The sequence below is a fragment of the Pseudomonas sp. HMSC063H08 genome, from assembly GCF_001813645.1.
Taxonomy (GTDB): domain Bacteria; phylum Pseudomonadota; class Gammaproteobacteria; order Pseudomonadales; family Pseudomonadaceae; genus Pseudomonas; species Pseudomonas aeruginosa.
The window spans coordinates 89,207-102,807 of sequence record NZ_KV813476.1 but is presented as its reverse complement, the minus strand read 5'-3'; the positions used below and the strand labels follow the sequence as shown (position 1 = coordinate 102,807).

Genomic DNA, 13,601 nt, shown 5'->3' with positions numbered 1-13,601 from the left:
GTCCTTTTTCCGGCGCCGCGACGGCGCCCGTGGTGGAGATTCCCTTGACTCGGACGCGCTGGTTCGCCCTGGCCTGCCTGATCCTGGCGATGGCGCTGTGGGGCAGTTCGTACGTGGTGCTGAAGGTCGCTTTCCGCGAACTGCCGCCGCTCTGGGTGATCTTCGGTCGCATGGCCCTCGGCAGCCTGGTGTTCCTCGTCGCCTGGCGCTGGCGGGGACGCATCGACTACCGCCCGGGCGACTGGAAGTACCTGCTCGGCCTGGCCGTCTGCGAACCCTGCCTGTACTTCCTCTGCGAATCCTTCGCCCTGCAATACACCAGCGCGGCCCAGGCCGGGATGATCACCGCGCTGCTGCCGTTGCTGGTGGCGGTGGGGGCCTGGTTGCTGCTGCACGAACGGATCGGCCGGATGACCTGGATCGGCTTCGGCCTGGCGGTGCTCGGTTCGATCTGGCTGAGCCTCGCCGGCGAGCCCGACCTGCACGCGCCGCAGCCGCTGCTGGGCAACTTCTTCGAACTTCTCGCGATGCTCTGCGCCACCGGCTATACCCTGTTGCTGAAGCACCTGTCGGCGCGCTACTCGGCATTCGCCCTGACCGCCATGCAGGCCTTCGTCGGCACGTTGTTCTTCCTGCCGCTGGCGCTGGCCAGCGCCGACCTGCCGAGCCAGCCCAGCGCGCTGGGGATCCAGGCGGTGGTGTATCTCGGCGTGGTGGTCACGGTGGGCGCCTACGGCCTGTACAACTTCGGCGTCGGTCGACTGCCGGCCAGCCAGGCCTCGGGCTTCATCAACCTGATCCCGGTCTTCACCCTGGTATTCGCCTCGCTGTTCCTCGGCGAAACCCTCAACGGCCCGCAGATGCTCGCTGCCGGCCTGGTCTTCATCGGCGTCGCCATCAGCCAGTGGCGCAGCGCTCCGCCGCCGCCTCCGGCCGGCGTCCTGAACTGAAGGAGTTTCCATGACCGTCGACCAACGCCAATGGGCCCGCGAGGCGATCCGCATCATCGAAGCGGATTTCCAGCGCAGCGCCGATACCCATTTGATCCCTCTGGAGACTCCCGGCCTGCCTGGCGTCGAACTGTACTTCAAGGACGAGTCCAGCCACCCCACCGGCAGCCTCAAGCATCGCCTGGCGCGCTCGCTGTTCCTCTATGCGCTGTGCAACGGCTGGCTCAGGCCGGCCGCGCCGGTGATCGAGGCATCAAGCGGCTCCACGGCGATTTCCGAAGCCTATTTCGCACGCCTGCTGGGCCTGCCCTTCATCGCCGTGATGCCGGCCAGCACCTCGAAGGAAAAGATCGCCCAGATCGCCTTCTACGGCGGCCAGAGCCACCTGGTGGAGGACCCCACCCAGATCTACGCCGAGTCCGAACGCCTGGCGCGGGAGAGCGGTGGCCATTTCATGGACCAGTTCACCTATGCCGAGCGCGCCACCGACTGGCGGGCGAACAACAACATCGCCGAATCGATCTTCCAGCAGATGCGCCACGAGCCGTACCCGACCCCGACCTGGCTGATCTCCAGCCCCGGTACCGGCGGCACCCTGGCGACCCTCGGCCGCTACGTGCGCTATCGCCAGCACTGCACCCGGGTACTCTGCGCCGACGCCGAGCGTTCGGTGTTCTTCGACGCCTATGTCAGCGGCGACCGTGGCCTGACCCTGGATTGCGGTTCGCGGATCGAGGGCATCGGCCGGCCGCGGGTCGAGGCGTCCTTCCTGCCGGAAGTGATCGACGCGATGGTCAAGGTGCCGGACGCCTGGTCGCTGGCGGCCATGCATTACCTGGCCCGGCGCCTGGGGCGGCGGGTCGGCGGCTCCAGCGGAACCAACCTGATCGGCGCCCTGGTGGCCGCACGGCAAATGGTCGCGGCCGGCGAGAAGGGGTCGCTGGTGGCGATTCTCTGCGATGGCGGCGAACGCTATGCGACCACCTATTATGATCCGGTCTGGCTGGCCAGGCAGGGCTATGCGCTGGAACCCCTGGTCGAGGCGCTGGCTGCCTGCGTCGAGCGCGGCGTGGCGTTGCCCGACGGGCTGCTGGTGGTTGGACTTTGAAGGAGTGGATATGCACCGTTTGCGAGCTGCCGAAACCGGCGATATCGAGGCCATGACCGACCTGCTGCTGAGCCACGGGCCGAATCCCTGGAACCATCTGCCGGAGGAGGGGGTGCGTGCGCATCTGCGAGCCATCGCCGACGGCGAGGTACGGGCCGTCCTGGCCGAGCGCGACGATCGGCTGCTGGGGTTCGCCAGCTTCCGCCGCACCGAGGATTTCGCCCATTACCAGCCGCAGCGTGCCGATGCGCCGCGGGCCTACATCTGCGAGGCGGTAGTGCATCCGGCGGCGGCCGGCCAGGGGCTCGGCAGCGCGTTGCTGGAGGCGGTGCTGGCCCAACTGGCCGACGAAGGCATCGAGGATGTCTATATCGATCGTCACGAAGAGAACCTGGCGTCGGCGGGAATGATGCGCAAGGCCGGCTTCGTCGAGCTGGAGACCTACGCCGATCCGGCGCGGCGGCCGAACGGCTCGGGGCGCTCGACGGTGTGCCATCGCAATCTTTCCCTCCAGCGCAGAGCCGTGCGATGAGTTTCATCCGCCTCAAGGTGCGCGCCGCCTTCATGGTCCACGGCTACGACGCGGACAACCGGGAAATCGTCGAGCAGATCGGCGAGGAACGCTTCGTCGAGAAACTGCTGCGCATCGAACGGATCCAGTCGATCAGCGAGAAATACCTGCTGGTCAGCGCCTCCCACGGGCGCGTCGCCTACTGGGAGTACGAGGGCGGCCTGACGGCGCTGCGGCGGCGCCTGGAGCAGGCCGGATTGCTCTTGTAGGGAAAGGGCCGTCGCGCGGCCCCTCGCTTCACTTGCCCAGTGCGCCCGGATAGGCGCAGCCGCGCAGCGTCTCGCCATCGATGCGCAGTTCGGCGGAGTAGCTGCTGAAGGCACCGCTCATGCTGTCGGTGCAGGACGACGGGGCGATCCACAGTTCGACCTTCTTGCCGTTCGCCTCGCTGGAATAGCTGGTGCTGCCGTTCGGCAGTTCCTCGGCGACGTAAGGCAAGGCCAGGGTCTCGTGTTCGGGGCGGTCCAGGCGCAGGCCCTGGTTGTTCACCCTGGCGCTCCAGAAGGGTTCGTTGCCGTTGGCGGCGAAGGTCAGCAGCTTGAAGTTCGGGTCGTCGCAGCCGGGGCCCTCGTTCTGCACGCGGTACAGTCGGCTGACCTCCAGCTTGCCGTCGGTACCGCGGACCTTGGCCGGTCCCATGGTGCCGCGCAGGTCGACGAACAGGCCCTGGGCGCCGTCGTCGAACAGGCTGTCGGCTTCGCGGCGCAGGCCGGTATTGGCCACGTCCTCGATGCTGAACAGGCGCTTCTCGGTGCAGGGGCGGAATTGCAGCGCGCCGTTGATCTTCACCAGTTCGCCCTGGAAGCGGGTGTCTACACTGGTGCTCGGCGATTCGGGCTTCCACACCTGGCAGGCGGCGAACAAGGGGAGCAGGCTGTAGACCAGCAGACGGGCAGGGCGCATAGGGAAGACTCCATCGAAAATGCGCCCACGTTACCGAGCGTCCGGGCCTAGCTCAAGTCCGGATCGGACTTCATCGCAACCAGGGAGTCGATCGATGATCCAATGCAAGCGTGTATACGAACCGGCGTCGCCCGCCGATGGCCGGCGCGTACTGGTGGACCGGCTGTGGCCGCGCGGCATCCGCAAGGAAGCCCTGGCCATGGACGACTGGCTGAAGGAGGTCGCGCCCTCCAACGAGGTGCGCAAGCAGTTCTGCCACGATCCGGCACTCTTCGACAGCTTCCGTGAACACTACCGCGCCGAGTTGCAGGCGCACCCGGAACATTGGTGGGGCCTGCTCGACTGCGCTCGCGAGGGCACCCTGACGCTGCTCTACGGCGCCCACGACCAGCAGCACAACAATGCCGTGGTGCTGGCCGAGTTCCTCGAGGAAGAGCTGGACCGCCAGCAGCCGGGCAGTTCGCCGACCTGCTACGCCGACCGCCTCTCCTGAGAAATATCGCTTACCAGATGCGGTACACCTGGCCGGTCTGCGCGCCTTCCACGCTGCGTGCGTAGCCCAGCGCGGCGTCCGCCGCCGGAACCGGCTTGAAGCCGCGGAAGTAGGGCGCGTAGCCGGGCAGCGCCTCGCTGACCACGGTCGGGCTGACGGCGTTGATGCGCAGGCCGCGCGGCAACTCCAGGGCTGCGCCGCGGACGAAGCCCTCGACGGCGCAGTTGACCATGCTCGCCGAACTGCCGAAGCGGATCGGCTGCTCGGCGAGCACGCCGCTGGTGAGGGTGAAGGAGCCCCCGTCGTTGGCGTACTCGCGGCCGAGCAGTACCAGGTTGACCTGGCCCATCAGCTTGTCGCGCAGGCCGAGCTGGTATTGCGCCTCGCCCATTTCCTCCAGGGCGCCGAAGTGCACCTTGCCGACCGCGGCGACCAGCGCGTCGAAGCGACCGGTCTTCTCGAACAGGGCGCGAATGGAGTCCGCGTCGCTGATGTCGACCTGGAAATCGCCGCTGCTGTGGCCTACCCGGACGATCTCGTGGCGCTCGCCGAGTTCTTTGTCGATGCCCTTGCCAAGGGTGCCGCTGGCGCCGATCAGGATGATTTTCATACAGGCCTCTCGTTGCGTGAAGGTGAGTGGTTTCCAGTGTAGAGTCGCCTTTGCTGTGGATAATCCTGTCAATCGACAACCTACCGTTTTCATAGGGAAACAATCGTGAAGGACCTGGACGATCTCGCCGCCTTCGCCGTACTCCACGACCTGGGCAGTTTCACCCGCGCCGCCGAGCGCCTCGGTTGCAGCAAGGGCCAACTGTCGAAGCGCATTGGCGTCCTCGAGCAGAAGCTCGGCGTGACCCTCTTGCACCGCACCACCCGCCGTCTTTCGCTGACCGCCGCCGGCGCCGCGCTGCTGCCCGAGGCGCAGGCCTTGCTGGTGCAGGCCGAGCGCGCGCGGCAGGCGGTGGCGCGCCTGCAGGAGCGAGCGGAAGGACGGGTGCGGGTGACCCTCCCGGTCTCGCTGGGCGAGACCCTGTTCGACGCGCTGCTGGAGGACTTCCAGGAGCGCCATCCGCGGCTGCGCGTCGAGCTGGACCTGTACAACGGCCTGCGCGACCTGGTTGGCGAGGGCTTCGACCTGGCGATCCGCTCTGGGGTCGAGCAGGACGCCCGGCTGGTGGCGCGGCCGCTGTTCGTCCTGCAGGAAATCACCTGCGCCAGTCCCGCCTACCTGGCGCGACATGGCGAGCCGCAACGCCCGGCCGAGCTGGCCGAGCGCGAGTGCCTGCTGAACTCGCACTACAGCGGCCATGAGGAGTGGCTCTATCACCGCCGCCATCGGCTGGAGCGGGTACGGGTTTCCGGCTTTCTCGCCAGCAACCACTACAGCCTGTTGAAGAAGGCCGCGCTGGCCGGCACCGGCATCGCCCGGCTGCCGTCATACATGGTCCACGACGAACTGGGCGACGGCCGCCTGGCCTGGTTGCTGCGCGACTACCAGACGCGCAGCACGCCGATGTTCCTCGTCCATCCGTTCCAGGGCGGCCTGCCGCGGCGCACCCAGGTGCTCGCCGATTACCTGCTCGACTGGTTCGAGCGCAGCCGGCGACAATTGATCGGCCTGGAGGGTTGAACATTTCGCCGCGACGCGGCTCTATTGCACTCCGGGCCGCTTCCGTGCGGCCTGAAGCTCATCGCGGGCACGCCGTTGCACAAGGAACGTGACGGAACGTGGCAGAATCCCGCACCGGACCGCTCGCGCGCGAGCGGACGCCATTCATCGAACGCTTGGATAGGGACATGCAAAGCAGCTTTCCGCAATCGAACACTCCCCAGATCCGTCGCGCTGGAGTCGACCTCAACGGCGTGATGTCGGTGCTCAGCAAGCACCTCTATTCCACGCCCACCGTGGCGTTGCGCGAGCTGGTGCAGAACGCCCACGACTCGATCCTCCGTCGCCGCCTGGAGCAGCCCGACTGGCAAGGGCCGTCGCGAATCGAGGTGATCGGCGACAGCGCCAGCAACACCGTGCGCATCGTCGACACCGGCGCCGGCCTCACCGAACACGAAATCCACGCCTACCTGGCCACCGTCGGCGTCGGCTACACCCGCGGACTGCGCCAGTCCGGCCACGAGGACAGCGGGCTGATCGGCATGTTCGGCCTGGGCTTCCTCTCCGCTTTCGTCCTGGCCCGCCGGGTCAGCGTGCGGACCACGTCCTACCAGCAGCCGGAGCTGGGCTTCTGCTACGTCTCCAGCAACGCCGAGCAATACAGCGTGACGCCGATGCCGGCGCGCCCGGTAGGCACCGAGATCACCCTCGAACTGCAGGACGAATACAGTGCGCTGACCCAGGCCGCGCGCCTGCGCGAGATCCTTGAACGCTACTGCGTGCTGTTGCGCGAGCCGATCCACGTCGGCGGCGACGCCCAGCCGATCAACCCGGAGCCGCCGCCGTGGCGGCTGGCCGCCGACGCCGCGCTGCACCCGCTGCAACGGCAGCGCCGCGACCTGGAGTTCGCCGCGCGTTTCGAACATGACTTCGAACCGATCTGCTGCCTGCCGGTGCGCCCGGACGAGCGGGTCGACGTGCAGGGTCTGCTGTGGATCCAGGACGGCGGCACCTATGGCACCAGCGACAACCGCAATCTCTCGGTTTTCCTCCGCGGCATGCTGCTCGACGATGACGCCCGCGACCTGCTGCCGTCCTGGGCCGGGTTCGTCGGCGGGGTGATCGAGTCGAACCGCCTGACGCCCACCGCCAGCCGCGAGGACCTGCAGCGTGACGACCATTACGCGGCGATCCAGCATGCGCTGGCCGAGGCGCTGATCGCCGGGCTCGGCGAGGTGGCGCGGCAGCAGCCGGAGGCCTGGCGGCGGGTCCTGCTGCGGCACAACGAGGCCCTGCTGGGAGCGGCGTTGTGCGACGAGCGTCTGTTCGCGCTGATGATGGACAGCCTGCGCGTACCCACCTCCCAGGGCGACCTCCCGGCTTCCGAACTCCTTTCGCGCGGAGCGGTGCATGTGCTGCTGGACAACGACAGCGGCTTCGAGGAAATGCTGTTCCGTGCCATGGGCGTACCGGTGGCCCATGGCAATCGCTATGCGGTGGTACCCTTCCTCCGTCGCTGGGCGCAGGCCAAGGGGATGCGCCTGGTGGAGCTGGGCACCGAGCAGGGCAACCGCCAGTTGTTCCGCCTCGACCGACTGCCCGAGCGCGAGACCGGCTGGCTGGCCGAACACCTGGGCGGCGCCGAGGAGCAACTGGTGATCGCCCGCTTCAGCCCCGAGGAATTGCCGCTTGTGGTGGTGCCCGACCGCGACGCCGAACTCAAGCGGCGACTGGAGGACGACGAGGCCGACAAGCGTATTTCCACCGCGGCGTTGCGCCTGGCCCGGCAGTTCACCCGCAGGCTCGACAATCGCCAGCCGAGCCGGCTCTACGTCAACCTCGACAATCCGGCGGTGCAGGCGCTGCTCGCGGCCGTCGGCGAGGAACGCGGCGAAGCGGCCCATGCGGCGCTGCTGTTGCGCTCGTTCAAGGTGATCATCGCCGGACAGGGACGCGGCCAGCCCGCGACCTCGCTGAACCAGGCCCTGGCCGGACTCGCCGATTCGGTGAAGCGCCTGCTGGGGCAATAAGAAAATTCGCAACACGCCTGATGGAGACTGAAGCATATGGATATCTGGAACTGGGTGGAGAAGCTTCGCGCCGACCTGCGTGAGGCCGGCCAGGAGCAGAGTGCGCGGCTGATCGACGAACTCACCGCGTACGTCTGCGACCTCGAGGTGGAGCGCGCCGAGGCGCTGTTGCCGGAGGTCAAGGCGCTGAGCCGGACGTTGAACAACCCGTGGCTGGAAATCTTCGTCCGCCACTGGGAGATGCGTAACCGGGTCGGCAACCAGCTGGAGGGTGAGACCGCCCTGGCCGACGCCGTTTCCCTGTTCGAACTGGCCAACCGCGACGACACCCAGACCTGCCCGCAGTCGGTCTGCGTGACCCAGGACCTGGCGTCGTGCTACGCCAACGTCGACGGCCCGGGCTGGGTGGAGGAACGCATCGAGGTGTGCGACGAGACCCTGGCGCGGATCGACCCGACCTGGGCCTGCTTCCACTGCCTGAGCAACGAGAAGGCCGAGGCGCTGCTCGACGACGGGCGCGGCGAAGATGCCCTGGCCTTCCTGGCCGAACAGGAGAAGAAGATCCTCGCCGCCGGCGAGGAGGTATTCGACAGCCTCCTGGAGATGCGCGTGGCGATCCTGCTGAACCTGGGGCGCGCGGAACAGGCGCTGGCCCTGATCGGCGAGATGGAGGAGAAGGTCGAGGGCGCGGAGTGGAACAACATCAGCCAGCCGCGGCGTCTGTACAAGGCCCACGGCCTGGCGTTGCTGGGGCGCGACGAGGAGGCCCTGGAGGCGCTGCTGCCGTTCTCCGAGATTGCCCCGCGCTACCGTACGATCTGGCTGCGCGCGGTCTACCTGCTGCTGCAACGGACCCCTGAGCGCAACACCTGGGACTTCGGCGGGCGCCTGCAGCAGATGCTCGAACACTACTCGCAGAAGGGCGCGCACCGGGTGGTCATCGATGTTGCCAGCCAGGCCATCCGCCTCGCGTTGCAACGCGGTTCGGTATGGAGCGCCAGGCGCCACCTGGCGCTGGCCGAACAGCATGCTCAACAGTTGCAGCGCGATCGGGGCGCCAGCCAGTTGCTCGCCGGGTTGAGGGAGGAGATCGATGCCGCGCCGCAGCAGCAGGAGCTGCCGGTGCCGGCTGCGGAGTTGCTCGACTGGCTGGCTGCGCAGGGCAGCGAAGACGCGCCGCGCAACCCGGAGAAAGAAGTGCAGTGGCTGCTCCAGGCGCTGGCCGAGCGGCCCGACGACACCGCCTTGCGCGAAGTGGCCGCCTCGGCGCTACAGGCCTGCTCCGCCGACGACGAGGCCATCGACCTGCTCTGGGAGTACGTCGAGCGCCACACCGACGAGGAGCAGCAACTGGCCTACTACCTGCTCAATGCCTTGCTGGCCCGCGGCGAGTACGACCAGGTCAAGCGCCTCGGCCGGCTCTACGCCGACAGCGTGCCGCTGATCGCGCTGTGGAGCGAAGTCAAGCTGGCCGAGAAACTCAACGACTGGCCGGAGCTGGAGCGCGCCTGCCAATCGGTGCTGGAAATTTCTCCCGGCTCGCTGGGAGCCCACAGCCTGCTGGGTAAGGCGCTGATGGAGCAGGATCGCTTCGCCGAGGCGGCGCTGGCCTACCAGCGTCTGGCCGGCAAGCTGGAGGAGCCGCAGTCGGTGCAGTGGGACCAGATGACCGCCGCCAGCGCCGCGCGCGACTGGACGATGCTGCGCGAGGTCGCCGCCGGCATGGGCATGGAGTTCGCCGCCGGCGACGGACCGATCGAGGAAGACTGGGGCTGGGTGATCGTCCGCTACATCGAGGATGGCGAAGCGCTCGACTACTACGCCCGGCGCACCGGCCCGGTGACCGCGCGGGTCCTCGAGAACGCGCCGGGCAACCGCAGCCAGCGGGTCGGTGACTGGGTGGTGTTCGACGCCGGCCTGATCTATCCGGCTCCGGAAGACGAGGAGGAACGCAAGCGTTTCGTTCCCACCTATGCGGTGGTGCACGTCCTCGAGAGCGGTGGTTACTCGCCGAGCTGGCTGGTGGACGGCGTCTATCCGGGCGACGAGGCCTTCGACGCCTTCCGCGAAACGCTCGACGCGCGCGGCTGGAAGGTCTGGGTGCACAGCAACCGCGACTACCAGGTCACCGATGCCAGCAGCGGCGAGGAACTGCGGGCGATCTACTTCACCGTCGCGACACCTGCGCAGCAGGCGCCGCGCGACCTGCACCAGGCGTTGCAGGAGGCCACCGGGCAATGGCCGCACCGCATGTGCTGGCTGCGCCTGGCGGAAGCGGCGGAGGTCGACACCCAGCCGCACCTGGACGCTATCGAGCGCTACGGCCTGTAGCCGGTACGCCTCGGCATAAAAAAACGGCCCGTGAGGGCCGTTTTCGTATGCGCTGAAGTCTCCGGCGGGACGGTGCTCAGCCGCCGAGGTAGGCGTCGCGCACCTTCGGGTTGGTCAGCAGGGCGGCGCCGGTGTCGTGCATGACGATCCGGCCGTTCTCCAGCACGTAGGCGCGATCGGCGAGCTTCAACGCCTGGTTGGCGTTCTGCTCGACGAGGAACACGGTGACGCCTTCGCGACGCAGCTGCTCGATGATCTCGAAGATCTGCTGGATGATGATCGGCGCCAGGCCGAGCGAAGGTTCGTCCAACAGCAACAGCTTTGGCTTGCTCATCAGCGCGCGGCCGATGGCGAGCATCTGCTGTTCGCCGCCGGACATGGTCCCGGCGCGCTGTTCGTAGCGTTCCTTCAGGCGCGGGAAGAGTTCCAGCACCTTGTCCATCTGCACCTGGTAGTCGTCCTTGTCGGTGAAGAAGCCGCCCATCGCCAGGTTTTCTTCCACCGTCAGGCGGGAGAAGACCCGGCGGCCTTCCGGGACCACCGCGATGCTCTTGCGCATGATGGTGGCGGAGGGCAGGCCGACCAGTTCCTCGCCTTCGTAGCGGATGCTGCCGCTGGCCGCCTGCGGCGAGCCGCAGAGCGTCATCAGCAGGGTCGACTTGCCGGCGCCGTTGGCGCCGATCAGGGTGACGATCTCGCCCTTCTTCACTTCCACGCTGACGTCGTGCAGCGCCTGGATCTTGCCGTAGTAGGTGGAAACCTTGTCGAAACTCAGCATGCTCACGCTTCCCCCAGATAAGCCTTGATCACGTCCGGGTTGTCGCGGATCTGCTCCGGCGTCCCGTCGGCCAGGGGGGCGCCCTGGTTGATCACCACGATATGGTCGGAAATGCTCATCACCAGCTTCATGTCGTGCTCGATCAGCAATACCGTCACGTTGTGCTCGCTGCGCAGCTTGGCGATCAGCGCCTTGAGGTCGTCGGTCTCCTTCGGGTTGAGGCCGGCGGCCGGCTCGTCGAGCATGAGGATCCGCGGGCGGGTCATCATGCAGCGGGCGATCTCCAGGCGTCGCTGCTGGCCGTAGGCGAGGGTACCGGCGCTGCGGTTGGCGAACTCGGTAAGGTTGACTTCCTCCAGCCAGTGCGCGGCGTACTCCATGGCCTCGCGCTCGCTGCGGCGGAATGCCGGGGTCTTGAACAGGCCGGCGAGGAAGTTGGTGTTGAGGTGGCGGTGCTGGGCGACCAGCAGGTTCTCCACCGCGGTCATTTCCTTGAACAGGCGGACGTTCTGGAAGGTCCGCACCACGCCCTTGCGAGCGATCTTGTGACCGGGCAGGCCCTGGATCTCCTCGCCGTCGAGGCGGATCAGGCCGCCGGTGGGCTGGTAGAAGCCGGTCAGGCAGTTGAACACGGTGGTCTTGCCGGCGCCGTTCGGGCCGATCATCGAGACCACCTGCTTTTCCTCGACCTTCAGGTTGACGCCGTTGACGGCCAGCAGGCCGCCGAAGCGCATGGTCAGGCCGCTCACTTCGAGAATCGGTCGGCTCATGGCTTCAGCTCCAGGTGCGGGCGTTGCATCGGCAGCAGTCCCTGGGGACGCCAGATCATCATCACGATCATGGTCAGGCCGAAGATCAGCATGCGGTATTCGTTGAACCCGCGCATTTCCTGGAGCAGCACCATCACCACCGCGGCGAGGATCACGCCGAGCTGCGAACCCATGCCGCCGAGCACGACGATCGCAAGGATCATCGCCGACTCGATGAAGGTGAAGGACTCAGGCGTCACCAGGCCCTGGCGGGCGGCGAAGAAGCTGCCGGCGAAACCGGCGAAGCTGGCGCCGATGGTGAAGGCGGAGAGCTTGACGATGGTCGGGTTGAGACCGAGAGCGCGGCAGGCCACTTCGTCCTCGCGCAGCGCTTCCCAGGCGCGACCGATCGGCATGCGCATCAGCCGGTTGATCACGAACAGGGCCAGCAGCACCAGCAGCAGGGCCACCACGTAGAGCAGGATGACCTTGTAGTTGGTGTTGTAGGCGATGCCGAAGAACTCGTGGAAGGTCTGCATGCCTTCCGGCGCGCGGCGTTCGAAGGTCAGGCCGAACAGGGTCGGCTTGGGGATCGAGCCGATGCCGTTGGGGCCGCCGGTGATCTCGGTCATGTTGCGCAGCAGGATGCGGATGATCTCGCCGAAGCCGAGGGTCACGATCGCCAGGTAGTCGCCGCGCAGGCGCAGCACCGGGAAACCGAGGAGGAAACCGAACAGCGCGGCCATCATCCCGGCGATCGGCAGGGCGGTCCAGAAGCCGAACCCGGCGTACTCGGCGAGCAGCGCGTAGGTGTAGGCACCCACCGCGTAGAAGCCGACGTAGCCGAGGTCGAGCAGGCCGGCCAGGCCGACCACGATGTTCAGGCCGATGCCGAGCATCACGTAGATCAGGATCAGGGTGGCGATGTCCACCGCCCCGCGCGAGGCGAAGAACGGCCAGACGAAAGCCACCACGACCAGGGCGAGTACCGCCCAGCGCTGGGTCGACGGCAGGCTGAGGAAGTTCTTCAGGCCGCTGCCGTTGACCTTGTAGCCGACGCCGCGACCCAGCTTGAGCGGGATGCGGTCGCGGAACAGCTGCCAGACGAACATGGCCAGGGCGGCCGCGGCGATGGTCCAGAGGGTCTGCGCATCGGCGCCGAGGACCTCGAGCTTGATGCCGACGGTGCGCAGCTTCAGGCCGAGGATCGGATAGGACACCAGGATCACGAGGAGGGCGCTGAACAGCGCGCGCTTGAGGGACTGGCTCATACTTTTTCCACCTCCGGACGACCGAGGATGCCGGTAGGTCGGAACAGCAGCACCAGGATCAGCAGGCCGAAGGCCACCACGTCCTTGTACTGGTCGCCGAACACGTCGGCGCCGAAGGCTTCGGCGACGCCCAGCAGCAGGCCGCCGAGCATGGCCCCGGGGATGCTGCCGATGCCGCCGAGCACCGCGGCGGTGAACGCCTTGATCCCGGCGAGGAAGCCGATTCCGGGGTTGATCACGCCGTACTGCATGCCCAGCAGCACCGCGGCGACGGCGGCCAGGGCGGCGCCGATGACGAAGGTGAGGGCGATGATGTTGTTGCTGTTGATACCCAGCAGGTTGGTCATCTTCAGGTCCTCGGCGCAGGCGCGGCAGGCGCGGCCCAGGCGGGAGCGGGAGATGAACAGGGTGAGGCCGAACATCACCAGGAAGGTGACGACGAAGATCAGGATCTGCATATAGGAGATCACCACGCCGTTCATGCTGCTTTCGCCGAACACGAAGTTGCCGGGCAGCAGGGTCGGGATGGCCTTTTCCTTGGAGTCCTGCGAGAGCATCACGGCGTTCTGCAGGAAGATCGACATGCCGATCGCGGAGATCAGCGGGATCAGGCGGTTGCCGCCGCGCAACGGGCGGTAGGCGACCCGCTCGATGCTGTAGCCGAAGGCACTGGTGACGATGATGCTGGCGGCGAACGCGGCGAGCATCATCAGCGGAACGCTGTCCAGCCCCATCATCGCCAGCAGGGTGATGGCGATGAAGGCGATGTACGAGCCGATCATGTACACCTCGCCGTGGGCGAAGTTGA

14 protein-coding genes are annotated in these 13,601 nt (G+C 67.2%); 8 read left to right on the top strand and 6 right to left on the bottom strand.

The window, feature by feature from the left end:
- Positions 1-44 precede the first annotated feature (44 nt).
- Genes HMPREF2924_RS19685 through HMPREF2924_RS19670 form a run of 4 tightly spaced genes read left to right on the top strand, consistent with a single transcriptional unit; the run spans position 45 to position 2,838 of the window.
- Entirely contained in the window at positions 45-950 is a 906-nt protein-coding gene (locus HMPREF2924_RS19685) for a DMT family transporter (protein ID WP_003134004.1), read from the top strand.
- Between the two features lie 10 nt (positions 951-960).
- On the top strand, positions 961-2,058 hold the full coding sequence (locus HMPREF2924_RS19680; protein WP_003086377.1) for a PLP-dependent cysteine synthase family protein: 1,098 nt from the start codon (positions 961-963) through the stop codon (positions 2,056-2,058).
- A gap of 10 nt (positions 2,059-2,068) precedes the next feature.
- Positions 2,069-2,590 carry a GNAT family N-acetyltransferase gene (locus HMPREF2924_RS19675; RefSeq protein WP_003086379.1) on the top strand — a complete coding sequence of 174 codons (522 nt, stop codon included), beginning with the start codon at positions 2,069-2,071 and terminating at the stop codon, positions 2,588-2,590.
- On the top strand, positions 2,587-2,838 hold the full coding sequence (locus HMPREF2924_RS19670; RefSeq protein WP_003082096.1) for a hypothetical protein: 252 nt from the start codon (positions 2,587-2,589) through the stop codon (positions 2,836-2,838). Before HMPREF2924_RS19675 ends, HMPREF2924_RS19670 begins: the two co-directional genes overlap by 4 nt.
- 28 nt (positions 2,839-2,866) lie before the next feature.
- Here the strand turns inward: HMPREF2924_RS19670 and HMPREF2924_RS19665 are convergent, their stop codons facing one another.
- The gene (locus tag HMPREF2924_RS19665; protein WP_003082099.1) at positions 2,867-3,532 is read right to left on the bottom strand and encodes a COG3650 family protein; all 666 of its coding nucleotides are present in this window, start codon (positions 3,530-3,532) and stop codon (positions 2,867-2,869) included.
- A 94-nt stretch (positions 3,533-3,626) separates the two neighbouring features.
- Between HMPREF2924_RS19665 and HMPREF2924_RS19660 the strand changes: the two genes are divergently transcribed.
- The gene (locus HMPREF2924_RS19660; protein ID WP_003086382.1) at positions 3,627-4,025 is read left to right on the top strand and encodes a DUF488 domain-containing protein; all 399 of its coding nucleotides are present in this window, start codon (positions 3,627-3,629) and stop codon (positions 4,023-4,025) included.
- Positions 4,026-4,035: 10 nt separating this feature from the next.
- Here HMPREF2924_RS19660 and HMPREF2924_RS19655 read toward each other — a convergent pair whose 3' ends face one another.
- Positions 4,036-4,635 (bottom strand): short chain dehydrogenase, encoded by a 600-nt coding sequence (locus tag HMPREF2924_RS19655; RefSeq protein WP_003108693.1) that lies wholly within the window; start codon positions 4,633-4,635, stop codon positions 4,036-4,038.
- A 105-nt stretch (positions 4,636-4,740) separates the two neighbouring features.
- On the opposite strand from HMPREF2924_RS19655, the gene HMPREF2924_RS19650 reads away from it, so the two are divergent.
- From HMPREF2924_RS19650 to HMPREF2924_RS19640, 3 genes are all read left to right on the top strand, one after another.
- Positions 4,741-5,655: a LysR family transcriptional regulator gene (locus HMPREF2924_RS19650; protein WP_003133988.1), complete on the top strand. Its 915-nt coding sequence runs from the start codon at positions 4,741-4,743 to the stop codon at positions 5,653-5,655.
- Between the two features lie 98 nt (positions 5,656-5,753).
- On the top strand, positions 5,754-7,664 hold the full coding sequence (locus HMPREF2924_RS19645) for an ATP-binding protein (protein ID WP_003133986.1): 1,911 nt from the start codon (positions 5,754-5,756) through the stop codon (positions 7,662-7,664).
- A gap of 36 nt (positions 7,665-7,700) precedes the next feature.
- On the top strand, positions 7,701-9,995 hold the full coding sequence (locus tag HMPREF2924_RS19640) for a tetratricopeptide repeat protein (RefSeq protein ID WP_003133985.1): 2,295 nt from the start codon (positions 7,701-7,703) through the stop codon (positions 9,993-9,995).
- Positions 9,996-10,071: 76 nt separating this feature from the next.
- Here the strand turns inward: HMPREF2924_RS19640 and HMPREF2924_RS19635 are convergent, their stop codons facing one another.
- The 4 genes from HMPREF2924_RS19635 to livH all read right to left on the bottom strand — a co-directional run.
- On the bottom strand, positions 10,072-10,773 hold the full coding sequence (locus HMPREF2924_RS19635) for an ABC transporter ATP-binding protein (RefSeq protein ID WP_003133983.1): 702 nt from the start codon (positions 10,771-10,773) through the stop codon (positions 10,072-10,074).
- Positions 10,774-10,775: 2 nt separating this feature from the next.
- Positions 10,776-11,543 carry a high-affinity branched-chain amino acid ABC transporter ATP-binding protein LivG gene (livG, locus tag HMPREF2924_RS19630; RefSeq protein WP_003082125.1) on the bottom strand — a complete coding sequence of 256 codons (768 nt, stop codon included), beginning with the start codon at positions 11,541-11,543 and terminating at the stop codon, positions 10,776-10,778.
- The gene (locus HMPREF2924_RS19625) at positions 11,540-12,793 is read right to left on the bottom strand and encodes a high-affinity branched-chain amino acid ABC transporter permease LivM (RefSeq protein ID WP_003082131.1); all 1,254 of its coding nucleotides are present in this window, start codon (positions 12,791-12,793) and stop codon (positions 11,540-11,542) included. The genes livG and HMPREF2924_RS19625 overlap by 4 nt, the downstream gene beginning before the upstream one ends.
- Positions 12,790-13,601, bottom strand: an 812-nt coding sequence (gene livH / locus HMPREF2924_RS19620) for a high-affinity branched-chain amino acid ABC transporter permease LivH (RefSeq protein WP_049289542.1), incomplete at its 5' end; no start/stop codon positions are given. The genes HMPREF2924_RS19625 and livH, both read right to left, overlap by 4 nt.

What these genes read in the sequence shown, in the direction of transcription:
- HMPREF2924_RS19640 (WP_003133985.1), top strand. Translation starts at nt 7,701, where the DNA reads ATGGATATCTGGAACTGGGTGGAGAAGCTTCGCGCCGACCTGCGTGAG.
- HMPREF2924_RS19670 (WP_003082096.1), top strand. Translation starts at nt 2,587, where the DNA reads ATGAGTTTCATCCGCCTCAAGGTGCGCGCCGCCTTCATGGTCCACGGC.
- HMPREF2924_RS19635 (WP_003133983.1), bottom strand. Translation starts at nt 10,773, where the DNA reads ATGCTGAGTTTCGACAAGGTTTCCACCTACTACGGCAAGATCCAGGCG.
- HMPREF2924_RS19665 (WP_003082099.1), bottom strand. Translation starts at nt 3,532, where the DNA reads ATGCGCCCTGCCCGTCTGCTGGTCTACAGCCTGCTCCCCTTGTTCGCC.
- HMPREF2924_RS19660 (WP_003086382.1), top strand. Translation starts at nt 3,627, where the DNA reads ATGATCCAATGCAAGCGTGTATACGAACCGGCGTCGCCCGCCGATGGC.
- livG (WP_003082125.1), bottom strand. Translation starts at nt 11,543, where the DNA reads ATGAGCCGACCGATTCTCGAAGTGAGCGGCCTGACCATGCGCTTCGGC.
- HMPREF2924_RS19625 (WP_003082131.1), bottom strand. Translation starts at nt 12,793, where the DNA reads ATGAGCCAGTCCCTCAAGCGCGCGCTGTTCAGCGCCCTCCTCGTGATC.
- HMPREF2924_RS19675 (WP_003086379.1), top strand. Translation starts at nt 2,069, where the DNA reads ATGCACCGTTTGCGAGCTGCCGAAACCGGCGATATCGAGGCCATGACC.
- HMPREF2924_RS19680 (WP_003086377.1), top strand. Translation starts at nt 961, where the DNA reads ATGACCGTCGACCAACGCCAATGGGCCCGCGAGGCGATCCGCATCATC.
- HMPREF2924_RS19655 (WP_003108693.1), bottom strand. Translation starts at nt 4,635, where the DNA reads ATGAAAATCATCCTGATCGGCGCCAGCGGCACCCTTGGCAAGGGCATC.